Genomic DNA, 19,001 nt, shown 5'->3' on the forward strand with positions numbered 1-19,001 from the left:
GAATATCCTTATCTTGCATTTGTGGGGCAGATTGGTGAAATGAATTCGTCGAACACGTTCATCAGAGAGGCTTTCCTGATTGGGGTCGCGTCCTTCAAATCCGCCTCCCTCAATGCTCCGGTATCGGGCATCTATGCGATAGGGGTTGGGATAAACGACGACATTCAGACCCTTTGATTCCACAACGCTGGTTTGATTCTGCGGATACTCGGCCACCATATTGGCCGAAGGCGGGCTTTCCAGTGACTCCAGGCCGCTTCCCGGCGAACCATAATCAAAGGCCGTGACCGCAACATAATTCAATTGGGACGGCAGCATGTGTTTCAGGGAATATTCATATTCAAAATACTTGAAATACCCTTCTTCGGTGAGTTCTTCCGGATAATGAATCTTGGCCGTGTCGGGATTGAGAGTCGATGGATATGAAGCGTCCGGATAAAGCTTATGGATGGAGTTGGTATCGGTCAGATTCGACTGATTCCAATCCTGGGGATTGAAGTAGAAGGCGGAGTCTATCCAATAGAACGGGTTGTCTCGATTAAATCTCATGGGATCAAAGGATTCACCATACAGGGTTTTCAGAGAATCCCGTGTATAAGGAGCATCCTTTAACTCATATATGCCGCGGTCGCGATTCCAGATATATTTGTTATAATCATCCTTGTCAAAAGAATTGACCATGACAAAATCTGTACCCTTTGGAGAGAGTGATTGATAGACCCGATATCCCTCAAAGTCGACCCGGTTACTGAAAACATCTTTTTCCGTCTCGGAACGCAGCCCGTTCCACCGGACACGCAATTCCCCTTCGTTGAATTTATTCACGCTCGGGTAGACTCTCAGTACCGGTGGGGGTGGCGGGGAGGCGCCCAGAAAATCGGGGACCCCATCACCTTCGTAATACATGGTATCGGCTTTAAGATAGGTGACAGTTGTATCAATGACCGGGGGATCGCCCGTGGTGTCAATAGTCACCGTGGAATCATAAACGCAAATCCGATATTTCCCTTTGTCACCGTCGCCATCGGTGTCGAATCCCGGATTATCATAAATCCAGGAAGCCCAGAGAGCATTTTTCCCGAACTCCTCAAAATTGAGGTAATTATTGTAAGCATCAGGGAACTGGGGATTAAAAATATTCTTGAAGGCATCACAATTGGTATGAAAATTGGCGCCGGCGACATAAGCAAAACTGATCGGCAACACCTCACCCGGCGAGACGTCAAACGGGCCAAAAGAAAGGAGATACCGGGTGTCAAAACCGTCGGCAAAATCCGCCGCCTGTGGCCCCGGCGGCAGCCATCCCTCGGCGGTATGATCCTGAGCCGAGAAGAGCTGGTCGTAGTCAAATTCCTCATGACGCATGATATAATATTTATTCAGGTCGCCCTCCGGAGTCCCCAGAAATCCGCCAAAATCCCGGAAGGGGTCTTCGGGAGTCCCGGCTTTCCGCGGCCCAAAATCAAGGGAGGGATCGCCATTGGAAACCCACCAGTTAAAGGAATATTTCAGCGAATCCGAAGGAGTCCGAACCACGCGCGAACCGGTGACACTGGTCAAAGAGCCCCCTTCCGAGAAAGGGCAGATATCTTCGACCTTGTCTCTACCGTCATTATCGGCAATCCAGGCAATATTAATGGTGTCGACAAAACCGCATCCAAAAGGCGATGCAATTTCCCGCTTAAATCCACAGATGTCATCGGCAAAGCCGGCGGCGCTGCCCATGGTCTGGACATCGCCGTCGACATAGAGTCCCATATAGACCTGGTTGAGTTTTTTCCGCCCGATATTCTTGATAGCGTAGTCGAACAACACAAAATCAGCGGCGTAGGAATAACTCCAGGCATAGCTGCGCTGAACAACCTCAATATTGAGAGGCATGTGAGGCCGCCCATCCCTGGGGTCGATGGTTACCAAAGAGGGACTGGTCAAAGTATCGGTATAAAGACAGACGACATCCTGTTCGGAAACCGCCCCGGAATCGCCATTGCTGATCGAGCGCCGGATCACCAGCCCCTGGTCAGCATATCCGGTAATGGGATCGGGCCACATTTCTCTGGTTCCATACCACCCATCGGCTCCGACTGATACAAGCGTATCGCGCCCGACGACGGCCCCGATCCAGAAAGCACCTGCGAAAAGGTATTCAAGTCGGCTGGGATAAGGGTATTGGCAAGAGGGGGCCGGCTGACCGGTCACTTCGTCAACGAAATTGCCGATAAAACCGGTGCCGAAATTTCCCTGATTGGTCACCGCAAGCCCAATCTTGCCAACGCTGTGAACGGCACCCGCCACATTGGGCAGATTGGCTGATATCTTCCCGGCCGTAGGGAGGGGGTCGATTTCTCTGAGTGTCCGGGATGCTCCCGTTTCAGCCCCAATCACCGGCAACAACATGATGGTCACAAACGCCACAAATGCCGGAATTCTCGGTAATTTCATATATCCCTCATATTATTTAAGAAAATAATTAACATTTTTACAGATATCGAATTTACTATATCAGGGACGAATAATCAAGCCTGAAAATCGCAAAAAATTTAATAAAAATCCGGCCGTCATAAGATTTCACCAAATTCATAGCCATTATGGGGGATGACGGGAGTCGAGACGGATGCAAACGGAAACGGCCGGCCGGGAAATCGCCGGCCGACCGTTTCTCAGAGAAGTCGCTAATCTTAAATTAAGCCAATGTCATTTCGGCTTGTCAAATGAACCATCCGGTATGTTCGGATTAATTTGGTAATCGGTTAGGCTGGCCTCGGCCACTTTCTGACCATCGGATTCAATCCGCACAACAAAAGGAATCTTCACCCCGGAAATATCTCTATAATCCGAATAAATCTCGGTCAGATTCCCCGGTCCCAGCATTGTCTGACCAAAATAGATCTTTGCCACCGGGACGCCGGTTTGGGCATCCAGCGCCAGCTTGAAAGTGGTCTGACCGTCGGTTGTGCCTATCTGTATGATATTGACCGGCTTATCGCCCACTTTGTCGGCTGTCACAAAGACGACCTGATAGCCAGTATCATCAACATTTTTGAAAGCGAGAATTGTGTTTCGGAATGACTCCTTCTTTGCTTCTTTCATTTGTTCCTCGGTCGAGGGGATGATATTGGAACCCTGTTTGGTCCAGCCCTCTTTGCCGTTGCTGACCGAAATCATCTCACCCATAGGCGTGATAATGACCTCACGCGTTTTATCCGGAAAAGAGAAAAGGGAAGTTGTCTGCAGGGCGAATTCCCCCTGCGGAGTGACAAGAGAAAGCGATCCTTTTGAGGAGACAGCCTTTATCTTTTTGAAATTCTCTTTTCCACCGCAGGCCTTAACCGCCAGATTGAAAAGCTCTTTACCTCTGGCAAGTGTTTCGGGGGTAACGGCAATTTCCTCTTTGGCGGCGCCGGACGGAATTGTGACATCGATGGTATCAACTTTCCCCAGGGCACTGAGGGGTTCGTCAAAATCAGACCCTTTGCCGACGACCACTATATGCAGGGCATCGGGGTGCAGCCGTTTCTGGGCAACCGCGATAACATCAGCCGGAGTAACTTTTTCGATGTTATCTTTTACCTTGTAGAGGAAGTCGCTGGGGAATCCGAAATAGTCATATTCCATCATTCTCGTGATGACTTCACCCTTATCTTCAAAATTGAAAACAAAGGAATTGAGATAGCCGTCTTTACCGAGTCTCATTTCCTCCGGTGTCGGCGGATCCGTCTGCATCCGCTTTATTTCGGCGATCATGCTGCGGATGGCCTTGACAGTGGATTCCGATTTTGTAAAGCAATAATTATAATAAATACCCGGATAGGCGATATTTGAAGAATAGTATCCCGCAACCGTATATGCCAGGCCAAGCTTGCTCCGAACATTATTGAATAGACGGCTGCTGAAAGCTCCTCCCAGGATATTGTTCATGACCACCATGGCGAAATAATCGGGGTCGCCGGTTAAGCCGCCGATATGTCCCATGTAGATGCTGGTCTGATTGATATTGTCCTTGGCGATATAATGAACGCCGGGCTTAAATTCATACTTCATCTCAGGAAGTCTGGGCACCTTGCCGGGACCGGTCGGCCACTCCTCAAAATATTTCCTCAGCTTGGCGGCCATTTCATCCTTGTTGAAATCACCCCAGACGGCAATCATGGTGTTTTCGGGGGTGATACATTGCTTATGGAAAGCAATCAAATCCTCCCGGGAAATATTATCAATCGTGCTGTATTCGGTGTGAAAGGCGTAGGGTGATTTGAGTCCATAAATGACCTTACGGAACTCACGGCCGCAGATCCCGGCTGGTTCGTCGTTACGGCGGGCAATGGCTGACCGCTCGGAGGTTTTCTGGAGGTCGATTTTATCCTGGCTGAAAACCGGCCGGCGTAAAATATCGGCAAGAATAGATAGCCCGATATCAGCATAATCAGAAAGAATGTTCATTCGGGCCGAACCGCTGGTTCGACTGACATTGACTTCGATAGAAGCGCCGATGGCTTCCAGAGCCGAGTCAATCTGGTCACCGGTCATTTTTTCAGTTCCGCCGGTCCGCATCACCGCGCCGGCTATCGCGGCCAGGCCGACTTTGTCCTCACGGACGAGGTATTCGCCTGCCCCCAGCCGGACAGCGGCATTTATAATAGGAAGCTCGTGGTCTTCCAGCAAATATAAGGTCAGCCCGTTATTCAGGGCGATTTTCTCAATCCTGGGCGGTTCCTGGCTTCTTAAGGGAGGATATTTGAGCTTATCAGTGGCCTTCTGACCTCCCAGGCCTGTCCCGCAACAGAAGACAAGGAAAAGGGTAACAGTAACAAATACTTTCATTAGTCCATTCATAACATAACTCCTCTCAGCTTACTTTTCTTCGGATTCCAGGGTGACAGTTGTACTGGCCTTGGTATCGAGATACTTATTGGCCACCCGGTTTATATCTTCCGGTGTGATGGCCTCAACCAACTGCATTTCGCGGTACAGACGGCGCCAATCGCCGGCGATAGTCTGATACATGGCCAGTTGCATCGCCAGTCCTTCGTTGGAGGAGAGATTGTTTATCAAGGATGCTTTGGAGCGGGCTTTTATCTTGTCGACCTCTTCCTGTGAGATCGTTTCCGTTTTCACTTTTTCAATTATTTTCAAAATTTCGGCGTCGTTTTCGGCATTGGTACGGTCTTTTGAGGGCAAGGCCACGATGGCAAAAAGGCTGGGGTACTTATTCCCGGGAAAACCTGCAAAAGCCACGGTCGTGGTGGCTATCTTCAAATCCTTTACCAGCGTCCTATAAAGGAGGGAGGTACGACCCTGGCCGAGATAATCTGCCAGCGCATCGAGAGCAGGGCGATCGGGATGGTTGGCATCGGGAATATGAAAGGCCTTGAAATAAACGGGCTGGGTCTTTTCGTTAAGCGTAACCCGCTTTTCGGCAACCTGAGGCGGTTCCACGGTCAAAATCGGCTCCGGCTTAGGACCGGCCGGGATTTTTCCGAGATACTTCTTAGCCAGAGCAAGCACTTCCTCGGGATTGACATCTCCGACAATAACGACAACCATATTGCTGGGAACATAATATTTCTTGTAGAAAGCCATGGCCGAGGCGCGATTGAAGTTTTGAATATCGGACATTGGACCAATAAGGGAATTATGGTAGGGATGAGCGACAAAGGCCGTCGCGAAAAGTTCATCCCGCAGCTTCCCCTGGGGAGATGATTCCCTGGTCATGCGGCGCTCTTCGCCAATAACATCTCTTTCCTTATATAATTCTCTCAGGACCGGATTAATGAACCGGTCTGATTCCAGCGCCATCCAGAGTTCCAGGCGATTGGCCGGGTAATTGCCCATATAGGCGGTTATGTCATAGCCGGTGCCGGCGTTCAGACCGGTACCGCCCTCGCGCTCGGCAATCTCCATGAATTCATTGGCTTTGACAAACTGGACGGCGGAATCGATGGCCTTCTGCAGTTCGGCCTGCAGGGAGGCAATCCTGATCGTATCGGCCAGATCCCGTTTGGCTTTCTCGGCGCGGAGGAGGGCGTCGATACGATCTTCCTCATCCATCCATTTCAGTTCCTTCTGCAGGTTGGTGGTGCCGATATCTTTGGTTCCCTTAAAAGCCATATGCTCGAACAGGTGAGCCGTTCCGCCTCCCCCCTTGGGATCATCCGCGCCGCCCGCATTGACCATCGTAATGAACGATACGACGGGGGCGTCATGCCTCGGGAGAACGAGAATCTTAAGTCCATTGTCAAGATTGTACTCCACGACCTTTTTCTCGAATTGGGAAAAGTCAAAAGCAAAAGCGGTGGAGACGGCGGCCAGGATCAGAATCAATAGTAGTAATCTGATTTGGTGCCTGTGATTCATAACACTCCTCCTTGAAGTAAATTGTAATACAGCTTTAATTTAATCACCCATCCATGAAATTTCTTTCCACGCCGTTTCATCCCCGGTCAATTTCGGAAATAATCCGGCTTCTGTCAAGAGCCGTCGGCAAAAATGCACACGCCCCGCCGGGCAACTTTTCGAGAGCAGACGCGTCAGAAGCTTATGAAACCAGGGCGGCAATGTTAGATCATTTTTTCCCGACTACAGCCAGATATAATTTGTCAGGCGCAAAATTTTCTTTGATGAAGCGATTGGCCTCTGCGACGGTCACCTTGTCGACCCCGGCGATAAGCTCATTTATGAATTTATAGCCGTATCCAATAAACTCGTAATAGGCCATATTGATCGCGCGTTTTTCCTTCTGGTCGATCTGATAGATAAGGCTGTTTTTTATTCTGACCCTGGCGTCGGCGAGTTCCCCTTCCGTAATCCCATCGTCATAAAGCTTCTTCATTTCACGATTCAATGAAGCCAGCGCGATCGCGACTTTAGACGTATCGGTTCCAATGCCGGCCCGGAAAATGGCGTCGTACTTATTAAGACCGAATTGCGAATAAACCGTGTAAGCCAGTTGCTCTTTCTGACGCAATCCCCAGAGCCGTGAGCCGATACCCCTTCCCATAACCTCATTGGCAGACATTAGAAGCGGGACGTCAGCCGCCGAAAGGTGTTTCAGAGGATAGCCGTAAAATATGAAGGATTGATTGCGGTCATAATTAATAAATCCCTCCTTCCCGGTTTGCAACTGCAGGTTGGGAGTGGGGATAGTCTCGGCGCCGGACGGCAATTCTCGTAATGTCGAGACTATAGTCATGAGCTTTTCGGGGGGAAGGTCGCTGGAAAAGGCAACGATGATATTATTGCCGCCCATATATTTCCGGCAATGTCCCTTGATAGCCGCCGCGTCGATTTTCCTGATATTCTCAACCGTACCATACAAAGGCAGGCCATAAGCATTATCGCCATAAATAGTTTTCCAGAAGAGTTTGGCTGAAGATCTCTCCTGATCGTCGCTCTCGGCCCTGATGGTTCCTTCGATTTCAATTTTCAGCTTTTCCAATTCCGTTTCAGGGAAAGTCGGCGCAATCAAAGAGCGACTGATAATATTGAACGCCTCCTCGAAATTCTTAGACAGGCAGACAATGTTGATGGTCGTAAAATCACGAAAGCAATCGGCCGCGACCTGCGCTCCAAGAAAATCTAATTTTTCGGTAATCTGGTCGGCGTTCATCCGATCGTTGCCCTTCAAAAGCATTTTTATGGTCAGATTGGAGATGCCGTTATTTTCGGATGTCTCGGTGAGGATCCCGCCGCCGATCAATATTCGGGCGCCGGTCAGCGAGGTGGTCTTGTCGGTGTTGAATAGAATCTTTATGTTGTTGTCCAGAGTTGTAATGCCGAAACCATCGGGATCAATGGCGATAGTTTCTTTCCGGGCACAGCTGTTGACCCACCAGCCAAAGGTGAGCAATAGTACAATAAGTATGGTATTTTTCCTCATTTCGGCACCACCGTGGTTAGGATATATGAATCGGTATTGAGATATTTCTGCGCCACCGCCGTCAAATCGGCCAGCGTCACCTTTTCGATCTTTCCCGGATAGTCCTCGAGGTATTTGTATCCGATAAAAGAATCATATTGGGCATAACTGTCGGCAATATCGAGCCCCACTTCATGAGAAATATAGAAAGCGGTCAGAAGCGAATTCTTTGCTTTCCGCAATTCGTTTTCGGTGAAGTCTCCTTTTTTTGCATCGGCAAGTATTTCTCTGATAGCCGTCTCGGCCTCGGGAATTTTGGCGGGTTCCAGAACGGCCGAGGCATAAATAGGTCCCTCATATTTTGAAGTGCTGAAAGCGAAATAAATTGAATTGACTATACCGAGCTGGTCTTTGAGCCTTTTCCATAAACGGCTGGATTGGCCTCCGCCGATAATGTTTGAGAGCAAATCGAGAGCGTACTGATCGGGGCTGTCGGCTTTAGGCCCGACCATGCCCATCATCAGATAGGCCTGGGCGATATCCTTCTTTATTTCAATTTTGGTGACCTGAGAGTATTTGGGGGGTGGATTGTACTGATCCAACGGCGCCGTTCCTGATTTTATATCGGCGAAGTACTTCTTGACCAAGTCCAGAGCGGTGGCGGCGTCGATATCGCCCACAATTGCCAATGTCATATTATTGGGGGCATAATATCTTTTATAATAAGCATAAACCGAATCACGAGGGATGTTGCCGATATTTCCCTTGGTTCCGAGAACATCCTTTTCGTAAGGATGACCCTTATACAGGCTTTTTAGACTGGAATAGTACACCTTCGCCCCCGGATTATCCTCATTTATGTTAATTTCCTCCATCACTGCCTGACGTTCCTCATTCATGGCCTCGGGACCGAAATTGGAGCGGAAGAGCATGTCGGAATGTATCTGCAGGGCGAATTCGAGATATTCGGCCGGGAGGGAGATCTCAAAGTCGGTCCAATCCTGTGAAGTACTTCCGTTGAAATAAGCGCCATGTCTGCGCATTTCTTCCCCCACTTTTTCACCGGTCATTTTTTCGGTGCCCCGAAAGAGGATGAGATGTTCCAGAAGATGCGTGGCCCCGTCATAGAAATCGGTTTCATTCTTGGCGCCGACTTTGACGGTTGTCGAGATGTTGACCTGAGGAACCTGATGTGCTTCCAGAATCATCACTTTCAGGCCGTTATCAAGGTTGGTGATCTGCCATTCGGCGGATAAGAGGCTGGATGTGAGCAGCATCAGCAGGCCGAGGATGGTCAGGAATAGTCTTATCATTATTCAACTCCAGTTAAAAATCATTCAATTTTATTTTTAGACGAAGAATCTAATAGAATTGTTACGGTTTGGCAAGCGCCCCGGGAAAAAGAGTAATGTCAGCCGCAATCAAATCATCCTGACACAGCAAATGCCGTTTCGGGAAGAGAAAGAAATGAGTATCAGGGACTATTTTCTTTTGTCACCACCACTTAATCAGGCGCGGTATTTTGTTATGCACCAGATTCTCATGGTGTGGAATGACACGGGCGGCGATCCCGAACCGCCCCGATTCCTTGCAAATGACCTCGGCCTGATAGACAAATTGTCCGGGTGGAAGTGCGATTCCCGCCTCCAATCTGGTGGCTATGACCGACTCATAATTATTCATTTGTTCAAGGGAATTGAGATTTCCCGCAATAATCTGAACCACGACATCGGCAGGATTTATTTCTCCCAGAACGATTCTCACAGTCACCGGAATTCGGTCACCTACTTTGGGAGAGGTTTCCATGGCCGGCGTCTCAATATTATCGACAATGATCTGGTCCCATTTCGAGGTGATCCCCGCCTGCCAGGCGGCCAGTTTTCGGGTCGGCTCGAAGTTATTTCCCGAAAGCAGGGCGGCTGCATTTATGGCAGGGATATAAGCGCGGCGGGCATAGTCCTCAACCATCCGATGCGAACTGAAATCTTTCCCGGCCATGGCAATGGAATTCTTCATCATGGTGACCCATTTGTAGGGAAGACTGATGCCGTTCCGCTTATAAAATAAGGGGACGACCTCGCGTTCGAGAACATCATAGAGAAATTGATTTTCGAGATTATCCTGGTAATCGGCGTTGTCATATTCCTCGCCGTTGCCGATTTTAAAGCCGGTTTCCGGCGTATATCCCTCACACCACCAGCCGTCAAGAATCGAGACATTGACCGCCCCGTTGATGGCCGCTTTCATGCCGCTGGTGCCGGAGGCCTCCTGCGGCCGCCGCGGATTGTTGAGCCAGACATCAACGCCCTGCACAAGATAACGCGCGATATTAATATCATAATCCTCGAGGAAGACGATCCGGCGGCGGAATTCCTCCTGCGAAGAAACCTGAAGAATCTGTTTGATGATTTCCTTGCCGGGATTATCGAGCGGATGCGCCTTGCCGGCAATAATAATCTGTACCGGCATCTCGGGATTATTAATCAGCTTTTTGAGGCGGGCGGCATCCTTAAACAGCAGGAAAGCCCGCTTATAAGATGAAAACCGTCGGGCGAATCCGATCGTCATGATTTGCGGATCAAGTACTTCCTCGGACAACTTGATGTCCAGGGAAGATGCGCCGCGGCGGGTCAACTGCATTCTGAGCCGCTTGCGGGCAAAAAAGACCAGCCGCTCGCGCCGCCGCTGGTGTACTCGCCAGAGTTCAGCATCGGGTATCTTATGGATGAATTCCCAGTTCTCGAAGGTCGCCGGCTGTTTGGTGAACTTGGGGCCGAAATATGTATCAAAGAGGTCGACCATATCGTGGCTAAGCCAGGAGCGAAGATGCACCCCGTTGGTGATGGAACTGATTGGAATTTCCTCGACCGGCAGGTTGGGCCAGATATTATGCCACATGCTGCGGGTCACCCGGCCGTGCAATTTGGAGACACCGTTATTGAAAGCGGAGAGTCGCAGAGCCGCCACGGTCATGCCGAACTGCTCGTTCTCATCGGCCGGAAAAACCCGCCCGATGGCGAGGAATTGGTTCCAGGTAATACCGATATTTTCGACATAATCCTTGAGATACCTCTCCAAAAGCTTGGGGTCGAAACTCTCATTTCCGGCCGGAACGGGCGTGTGGGAAGTGAATATCGTCGATGACCAGACCACCTGAAGCGCTTCCTGAGAAGTCAGTTTCTCCGTTTCAATCAAAGAGCGAATCCGCTCCAGCAGAAGGAACATTGAATGTCCCTCATTAAGATGATAAGCCGCCGGCTTAATACCAAGCGTCTTCAGCGCTTTAACCCCGCCAATACCGAGAAGGATTTCCTGGCGAAGGCGGGTGTCTTTGTCGCCGCTATAGAGCACGGAGGTTATCTCGCGATATTTGCTGGAGTTGTCAGGGATGTTGGTGTCGAGAAGGTAGAGGGGAATTATCCCCACCATTACTTTCCATATCTGGACATAAACCGGCGTTCCGGAAAAATCGACGGTGAATTTTATGGGATTTCCCTTTTCATCTTTTTCCAGAGTGACCGGCATGTGATACCAGTCATTCTCCTCGTACCGCTCCTGCTGCCAGCCATCAGAGGAAAGGAATTGCCGGAAATAACCGTAACGATAAAGAAGCCCGATTGCCACCAGCGGGACACCCAGATCGCTGGCCGCCTTCAGGTGGTCCCCCGATAGGAGGCCGAGGCCGCCGGAATAAATCGGCAGGCCGGTATCAATTCCATATTCACAGGAAAAGTAGGCAATTTGTGCATCTTTCCGGTCGGGAAAAGTCTTGTCATACCAACGTTTGGCAGTTAGATATTCCTGAAAATCGGCGTATACTCTATCGAGATTGGCCAGAAAGGCCTCATCATTGGCGACCTCCTCAAGTTTCGACTGCGGGAGATAGGCCAGCATCTCGATAGGGTTTTGATTAGCCTTCTCCCACATTTCGGAGTCAATGCGGATGAACAGCTTGACAATATTCCAGTTCCAGGAAAACCAGAGGTTCATGGCCAACTCGCGAAGCCTCTGGATACGTTCTGGAAGGTTGGGTAAAACAAGGAATTGCTTAACTTTCATATTTTCATCCCTGAAGGCAATGTTGTCGAATTTCTATTCCTGCATAAAAAGTTGTGGCTATCTATATTAAAATCGTCATTATAAAGAAAGAATTTATGCTTTGAAGATTTCATATTCAATATAAAACAGACGATTATATAATTTCTGAGCCATCAATGTATGGCCGAATTTGTCGAAAACAAGCATATGTGTCTTGAAAAAAAGGAAGGGAGTATTTGATATGTCGGAAAAGAACCTTGCCATGTATGGCCTGACCAATACCGGGCCGGTCTATTGGAATCTGTCGACCCCCGCTCTTTATGAAGAGGCGGTTCGCAACCGCGAGGGATTTGTCGGGCATTTGGGGCCGCTGGTGGTTCGCACGGGACACCACACTGGTCGCTCGCCCAAGGATAAATTCATCGTCAAAGAACCGGGGACGGAGAAGCGGATATGGTGGGGGGAGGGGAACCGGCCATTTGATCGGGAGAAGTTCAACGCCCTCTATTATAGGGTACTGGCCTATCTGCAGGGGAAACAGCTTTATGTCCAGGATTGCTATGCCGGGGCGTCTCTCAAATACCGTCTTCCGATTAGAGTAATAAATGAGACCGCGTGGCATAACTTATTTGTCCGCAACATGTTTATCCGGGTGCTTGATAAAAATGAATTGGCCTGTTTCCAGCCGGAATTTACCGTTATCAATCTGCCCCATTTCCATGCCCTGCCGGAATTGGATGGCACTAATTCAGAGTCCTTCATTATCCTCAATTTCGAGAAGAAAATGGTCCTTATTGGCGGCACCAGCTATGCGGGGGAAATCAAGAAGGCTATTTTCACGGTGGAAAATTTCTTTCTGCCTCAGAAAAATATTCTTTCGATGCATTGTTCGGCCAATATGGGCGCCGCCGGCGATACAGCTATTTTCTTTGGTCTTTCCGGCACCGGCAAGACGACGCTCTCGACCGAACCGGGGCGGCGGCTTATCGGCGATGACGAGCATGGCTGGAGCGAGGAGGGGATATTCAATTTCGAGGGGGGATGCTATGCCAAAGTAATCCGCCTTTCGCCGGAGGGCGAGCCGGAAATATTCGAATGCACCCGCAAGTTCGGCACGGTGCTCGAAAATGTTGCGATCGATATTGAGACGCGGCGGGTTGATCTCAACGATTCCTCGCTGACCGAGAATACCCGCGCCGCCTATCCGATCACGCACATAGAAAACATTGTCCCCAGCGGTGTCGGCGGGCACCCGAATAATATCATATTTCTGACCGCCGATGCTTTTGGCGTCCTGCCGCCGGTGGCAAGGCTGACCCCCGAGATGGCCCGCAAATATTTCCTGATCGGATATACCGCCAAGATACCGGGGACCGAGCAGGGGGTCGCCGAACCGAAAGCGACTTTCAGCCCCTGTTTTGGGGCGCCATTCATGGCGCTGGAACCGGCTGTCTATGCCAATCTTCTGGCCGAGAAAATGAAACGGCATCAGGCCGACTGCTGGCTGGTCAATACCGGCTGGATCAACGGCCCCTACGGAACCGGCGAAAGAATCAGCATTCAACTGACTCGCACCGTAATAACGGCCATCCTTGAGGGCAGGTTGAAAAATGTCGGATATCGAAAGGATAATATATTCGGTTTCGAGGTCCCCGAGGAATGTCCCAACGTTCCGGCTTACATTCTCGACCCCTCGGCCGGGTGGGGGGATAAGGCACAGTATGCTGAGGCCGCGGCAAAGCTTGCCACATCCTTTGAAAAGACATATCTTGCTCTGGTGAAGGAAAAAGAGATGCAGGAGGTTTCCTCTTAGGGAAGAGGGAGAAACGAGGGAGTTATGCCAGATAGAATGAAACTGGGGGTCCTGACCGGCGGCGGCGATTGCCCCGGGCTTAATGCTGTTCTGAGAGCGGTGGTGAAAACTGCCGTGCATGATTATGACATGGAGATAGTCGGGTTCCTCGATGGTTATGAAGGTTTGATAGAGAACCGCTACCGGAAACTGCAGTCCTCCGATGTTTCGGGTATCCTGACCCTGGGAGGTACGATACTGGGGACATCCAACCGGGCCGACCCGTTTCATTTCCCGGTTCTGCAGGGTGAGGATTATATCTATCTTGATCGTTCCTCGCAGGGGGTGCAGAATTTCGAGCGCCTGGGGTTGGATGCCCTTATCGCCATCGGCGGTGACGGCACTATGGCGGCCTCCGACGGTATGACCAAGAAGGGGATCAATATTATCGGTGTGCCCAAGACGATCGACAATGACCTGTACGGTACCGACCAGACATTCGGATTCGACTCGGCGATGACGACTGCGGCGGACGCGATTGATAAATTGCATTCCACGGCGCAGGCGCATCATCGGGTGATGATTGTCGAGGTGATGGGGCGGTACGCCGGATGGCTGGCGCTCGCCTCGGGGGTGGCCAGCGGCGGCGACATAGTCCTGATACCGGAGCTGCCGTACCATATCGATGTTATCTGCGATGAAATCCGCAAGAGGAATCGGGATGGGCGGAATTTCAGTATCATCGTCATCGGCGAGGGAGCCAAGGTGGAGGGGGGCGAGATGGTGGTGAAACGGGTGGTCGACAACAGCCCCGATAAGATTCGTCTGGGCGGGGTATCGAACCAGTTGGCGGCGCAAATTGAAGGACTGACCAAACTGGAGACAAGAGTGACGATACTGGGGCATCTTCTGCGCGGCGGGACGCCGACGGCATTCGACAGGATTCTGGCCAGCCAGTTTGGGACAGCGGCGGTGCATCTGGCGCATCAGAAGAAATTCGGGAATATGGTGGGATTGCGCGGGAATGAAATAAAGCATGTTCCGATAAGCGAGGTGGCGGGCCGGGTGCGCAAGATCGAGCACAACTCGCCGCTTCTTCAGACGGCGTTGTCGCTCGGAACCTGCATGGGGGTGGAGAATCTGGAAGTGTCAAAAGAGCAGGTGGTGACGGCTTAGAAAGAGCATCCGACTCATGAATATAAGAGGCCCCGGTGGGGCCTTTTTTTATGGATGAGATACGGATTGGCGCGTTCGTGTTATGATGTTGTGTCCCAAGTATTTGGTTGTTCCGGGTAGGTGCCGGAAAGGGAGCGAAGCCAGAATATTTACAGTGAAGCGGTTGCATGACAATCAGATGTCGATATTTGGGTTCGTATTTTGAATTTTCCGCATAATTCGGATGGAAATGGTAATGCTTTGCCATATTATTATCGGAGCAAGAGTTGCATAGGTTTTGGGAGGTCCGTTTTAGGGCAACAAATTTGGCTTTGTTCTTCATTTCCGGGATCTTTCGAGGTTGCATTGATTTTGCGGGATGGAGCCCGATGGCCCCACGCCCGGGGGGAGTTCGTTTCTTCATTTTTGTATTCTGTTGTAGTGATCTTGTAGCGATTTTGGAGCGTATAGGCCTCCGGAGTGACAGTTTTTGACAGTGGAATTGGCAATAAATAGTTTTTCTTCAGCATACATATAAATCACTCTGCTCTTTATAATAGGGGGGAGTGGCCAATTTACCATCGAAGCTGTAGTGTTTTTGTTTGCCCTCACCCTTGATCCCTCTCCCAGGGGAGAGGGGCACATGGCGACTTAATGTGATAGCTTGACAATTAAAATAGTTGATATTTATATCATATGACCAAGGGAATGCAGCAGAGGAGAAATAGGAATGGTCGAAACCCCCGACCAAGGGTACGGGACAGGCGCGGGGGTTGCGACATATGCAACTTGAAACAAAATTCCCTCAGCAAGCTGAGGGTTACCCGGTTAAACCTGGGTGAAGTTGTTCTATCCAGTGCGGATATATAGAATTTGTCGGACTCAGGTATGAAAGGCGGCTTTTGGGGCCGCCTTTTCTATAGGCCACCTTTATAGCGCGTCATGCATCTTCATTCATCAATTCAGCAATTCTTTTTGCCAGAGACACCAATATTTCTTCTTGTTCGTTTTTCTTCAAACCGGATAACGGCTTTGAGGGTTCATTTACCGCTTGAAACTCTGCGAGTTTCGATGCTTTGTCGAATAGACATGGCTCAATAATAACCGAAAGGATGGTAGCGCCTTCATTCTCGGCGGCCTTAAGTAATGGAGGAAGTTCATCTTCTTGGATAAAATCTGAGGCCAAGAAATCGGTACTGACCAGTAAGATCGCAACTTTCGTCTCGGATAAAGCCTTTTCGATTTCCGGCCGCCATCTCGTTCCGCTCTTGATTTTGGTGTCATCCCATAAATTGACCACAATGCCCAGATTATCCAATGCTTTCAAATGTGTCTGCACACGTCTAAGCCATTTTTCATCTTTATGGGAATAGGATATGAACACTTTGTTCCGTTTGATTATTCCCGACTTAACCGACATTTCTTCCCCCAAATGCCGACGTCTTTCTTCGATAAAGGTCTCATCAATAAGATTACGGATGCTAACGTTTTGAAAACTGATTTCGCACTGTACATCAAATATATTATTCTCAAGACGGCGCTTCAATTTTTTTTGCTCAAAGAAATAAGGTTTCTTCGCGCTCTTGCATTCCGAGCAATTGCAGGGAATCATCTTCTCGACCGGCATTTTTTCGTATTGTGCATTGATCTGGTCCATTTGTTCGGTGATAATCGTCATGAAATCGCGCTTGTTCTTACCGGCAATTCTGATATTGATAGAACGGGTATCGTAGCTTTCGGTAATCTCGGCGGTGGCGTTATCGCGCATAATTACAACACCCCGTTTCCAGACGTAATCATGATTGGTGATATAACGGTGCATTTGAACGGTGAATTGGGACAGAATACCGCGGGGCATGAAAAAATCGTATTTATATTGCAGGAGGAGATTGTCGCTGTCATCCCAGGGATACTGCGGCTGAACGGCAATAAGACGTTCGGGTACGATATACTCGCCGGTATTGCCGATCTCGTAAGTGAGGAAGAACTTCTGCATCAATTTCAGCAGTTCACTGCAGACAAGGGCATATTCCTCCTCGCACCATATCGTTTTGGCATCTTTCTTATTAAAACGACCATGCTGTTGGTTGAGCAGGGGGTCATCGAGCACTTTATAGACGGCGGTAGTTGCCCAATTAGGTTTTAGAAAAATAGTGTTATTGAGCAAAAGATCGTCCTGGAAATGAAGAAAGACACCGATATCGTGGAAATACTGGCTAAGGACCAAGGCATCTTTGGATTTTGTGATCCCGTTGTACTGGCAGATCTTTAAGTAATCCTGCAGAGTGATGGTATTGCGCTTATCGTCTTCCAAAGCCTCGCGCACCACCGTCCATCTGGAAGGAACAGGGCTGCCGACATGCGGCAGTTGGGAAGCAAGATATTTGACTGCCCGCTCTAGCTTACTCAGACGGGTTTTGTCGGTTTCGGCAAAATCAACATCCAGTACTTCGCGAACATTGGAAAACCTTTTCCTCATAGCGGTAATATCGAGGTTCCGCTTGCGTTGATATTTTTCATTGAGGACAATGAGCAAGGGACTATCGCCACCGAATATTTCTACAATATGGAGCCAGTAATTAAAGTCGGTATCTTCATTGCGGCTGTCGGCTACCAGCGCGTAGATGGCTCGTTTGGAGAGAAAAAAACGGTGCGTGGCCCTGTAGATTTCCTGACCCCCAAAATCCCACAGGTTAAGGCGGAATTTGCGATCCTGCAATTTATCGGGGTGTTTAAATGCCTTAAAGTCTTCTTCGTGCAGGGGGAAATGGTATTGATTAACGACGACACCCTTGGTGGTTTCATCCACCTTGGGCAAATCGCAGTCGGGATTCTGCATTTTGCGTGCCATAGAGGTTTTGCCTGCCCCCGGCTCACCGAGGATCAATATTTTTGCTTCAAATAAATAATCTTCTTCCTGCTCCTTCAATTGCTCAAAATAATTTCTGACAGGTTCTTTCCCCTGTTTGACGATTTCGGGCGGCGGGGTAATCAATGGATTATCGTAGAAAGCTATGTAATTTCCTTCCGAACCATATTCCATCCATCCGATATCCATGTCAAACTCTGTAATCCAAGACGGCAGTTGGGTAATGGGATTTCTTTGCAGTTGCAATTGTCTTAAATTTTTAAGGCGCTTCAGCGGGGTAAGGTCGGTGATTTCATTATCGCTTGTATATAATGCGGTCAAATTTCTCAATGCAGTAAGCGGGGAAAGATTGGCGATTCTATTGGAAAATATATATAACTGGGTCAAATTGCCCAGCGCGGCAAGCGGGGAAAGATCTGTGATTTTATTGTTAAATACATATAAGTGGGTCAAATTGCTGAGCGTAGCGAGCGGGGAAAGATCGGTAATAAGATTGGAGCTTACATCCAATTGCGTCAAATTGGCTAGCGCAGCAAGCGGGGAGAGTTCGTTGATCTTATTAAAGCTTACAATTAATTGGGTCAGATTGCGTTGGGCAACAAGCGGGGAAAGATCGGTGATTTGACTGAAACGTAAATCCAATCGGGTTAGATTGCACAGCGCAGCAAGCGGGGAAAGATCGCTGAGTTGATTAGAGCTTACGTCTAAATCGGTCAAATTGATCAGCGCAGCAAGCGGGGAAAGATCGCTGAGTCGATCATTCACCAACCTTAATTCGGTCAAATTGGTCAATGCGGTGAGAGGGGCGACAATGGAATCTAGATCCTTTATCACACATGAACGTAGAGTTAAGCTTGTTATGTGCTTCTCATGGTCTATGGTATAGCCTTTACCGCCCCATTCTATGCTATGTAGTTCCTTCAGTTCTATATCGAGCTTTTTTTCGATTTGCTTTATAATATCAAGTTCAGACATAGTTTTATGTTGCTCCCGATTTTTGTCGCGCCTATTCTCCCATAACATTTTTGGGCAATGAAGCAAGTGACCTATCGCCTATCGCACGACGGACGTTTCTTGCCAATTTGACCATTTCCCGGCTGTAAAATATTATGTTCATATTTGAAGGTCAATGTGAAATATTGGAAAAGTGGGGCTGGGACTGTGGAGAAATGTGGCGGCATTTGGGTTGGATTCTTGTCGGTTTGACGGGAAAGGGGGAGAAAAAGAGCGGGCTATTCAGATTGACTTTTGGGCGGCAAATTATTATTTTCACAAGCTTGAACGATGTTATGACT

General features: G+C 49.2%; 9 protein-coding genes. 2 read left to right on the top strand and 7 right to left on the bottom strand.

The window, feature by feature from the left end:
- The 6 genes from NT002_04060 to glgP form a co-directional block, all read right to left on the bottom strand.
- On the bottom strand, positions 1 to 2,442 hold a 2,442-nt coding region (locus NT002_04060; GenBank protein MCX6828438.1), incomplete at its 3' end, for a hypothetical protein.
- A 252-nt stretch (positions 2,443 to 2,694) separates the two neighbouring features.
- The gene (locus tag NT002_04065; protein MCX6828439.1) at positions 2,695 to 4,830 is read right to left on the bottom strand and encodes a pitrilysin family protein; all 2,136 of its coding nucleotides are present in this window, start codon (positions 4,828 to 4,830) and stop codon (positions 2,695 to 2,697) included.
- 18 nt (positions 4,831 to 4,848) lie between these two features.
- The gene (locus NT002_04070) at positions 4,849 to 6,351 is read right to left on the bottom strand and encodes a pitrilysin family protein (GenBank protein ID MCX6828440.1); all 1,503 of its coding nucleotides are present in this window, start codon (positions 6,349 to 6,351) and stop codon (positions 4,849 to 4,851) included.
- Positions 6,352 to 6,559: 208 nt separating this feature from the next.
- The gene (locus NT002_04075) at positions 6,560 to 7,873 is read right to left on the bottom strand and encodes a pitrilysin family protein (GenBank protein ID MCX6828441.1); all 1,314 of its coding nucleotides are present in this window, start codon (positions 7,871 to 7,873) and stop codon (positions 6,560 to 6,562) included.
- Positions 7,870 to 9,165, bottom strand: a complete 1,296-nt coding sequence (locus tag NT002_04080) for a pitrilysin family protein (GenBank protein ID MCX6828442.1) — start codon at positions 9,163 to 9,165, stop codon at positions 7,870 to 7,872. The genes NT002_04075 and NT002_04080 overlap by 4 nt, the downstream gene beginning before the upstream one ends.
- Before the next feature lie 181 nt (positions 9,166 to 9,346).
- Positions 9,347 to 11,911, bottom strand: coding sequence for an alpha-glucan family phosphorylase (gene glgP / locus NT002_04085; GenBank protein MCX6828443.1), 2,565 nt, complete (start codon positions 11,909 to 11,911; stop codon positions 9,347 to 9,349).
- A gap of 220 nt (positions 11,912 to 12,131) precedes the next feature.
- Between glgP and pckA the strand changes: the two genes are divergently transcribed.
- Positions 12,132 to 13,703: a phosphoenolpyruvate carboxykinase (ATP) gene (pckA, locus tag NT002_04090; protein MCX6828444.1), complete on the top strand. Its 1,572-nt coding sequence runs from the start codon at positions 12,132 to 12,134 to the stop codon at positions 13,701 to 13,703.
- 24 nt (positions 13,704 to 13,727) lie between these two features.
- Positions 13,728 to 14,858, top strand: coding sequence for an ATP-dependent 6-phosphofructokinase (locus tag NT002_04095; protein MCX6828445.1), 1,131 nt, complete (start codon positions 13,728 to 13,730; stop codon positions 14,856 to 14,858).
- A 919-nt stretch (positions 14,859 to 15,777) separates the two neighbouring features.
- Here the strand turns inward: NT002_04095 and NT002_04100 are convergent.
- Positions 15,778 to 18,681: a leucine-rich repeat domain-containing protein gene (locus tag NT002_04100; protein ID MCX6828446.1), complete on the bottom strand. Its 2,904-nt coding sequence runs from the start codon at positions 18,679 to 18,681 to the stop codon at positions 15,778 to 15,780.
- Positions 18,682 to 19,001: the final 320 nt, after the last annotated feature.

Source organism: Candidatus Zixiibacteriota bacterium, from assembly GCA_026397505.1.
Classification (GTDB): Bacteria; Zixibacteria; MSB-5A5; order GN15; family PGXB01; genus JAPLUR01.

Coding starts and splice junctions, on each gene's coding strand:
- NT002_04065 (MCX6828439.1), bottom strand. CDS start 4,830: ATGAATGGACTAATGAAAGTATTTGTTACTGTTACCCTTTTCCTTGTC.
- NT002_04070 (MCX6828440.1), bottom strand. CDS start 6,351: ATGAATCACAGGCACCAAATCAGATTACTACTATTGATTCTGATCCTG.
- NT002_04075 (MCX6828441.1), bottom strand. CDS start 7,873: ATGAGGAAAAATACCATACTTATTGTACTATTGCTCACCTTTGGCTGG.
- NT002_04080 (MCX6828442.1), bottom strand. CDS start 9,165: ATGATAAGACTATTCCTGACCATCCTCGGCCTGCTGATGCTGCTCACA.
- glgP (MCX6828443.1), bottom strand. CDS start 11,911: ATGAAAGTTAAGCAATTCCTTGTTTTACCCAACCTTCCAGAACGTATC.
- pckA (MCX6828444.1), top strand. CDS start 12,132: ATGTCGGAAAAGAACCTTGCCATGTATGGCCTGACCAATACCGGGCCG.
- NT002_04095 (MCX6828445.1), top strand. CDS start 13,728: ATGCCAGATAGAATGAAACTGGGGGTCCTGACCGGCGGCGGCGATTGC.
- NT002_04100 (MCX6828446.1), bottom strand. CDS start 18,681: ATGTCTGAACTTGATATTATAAAGCAAATCGAAAAAAAGCTCGATATA.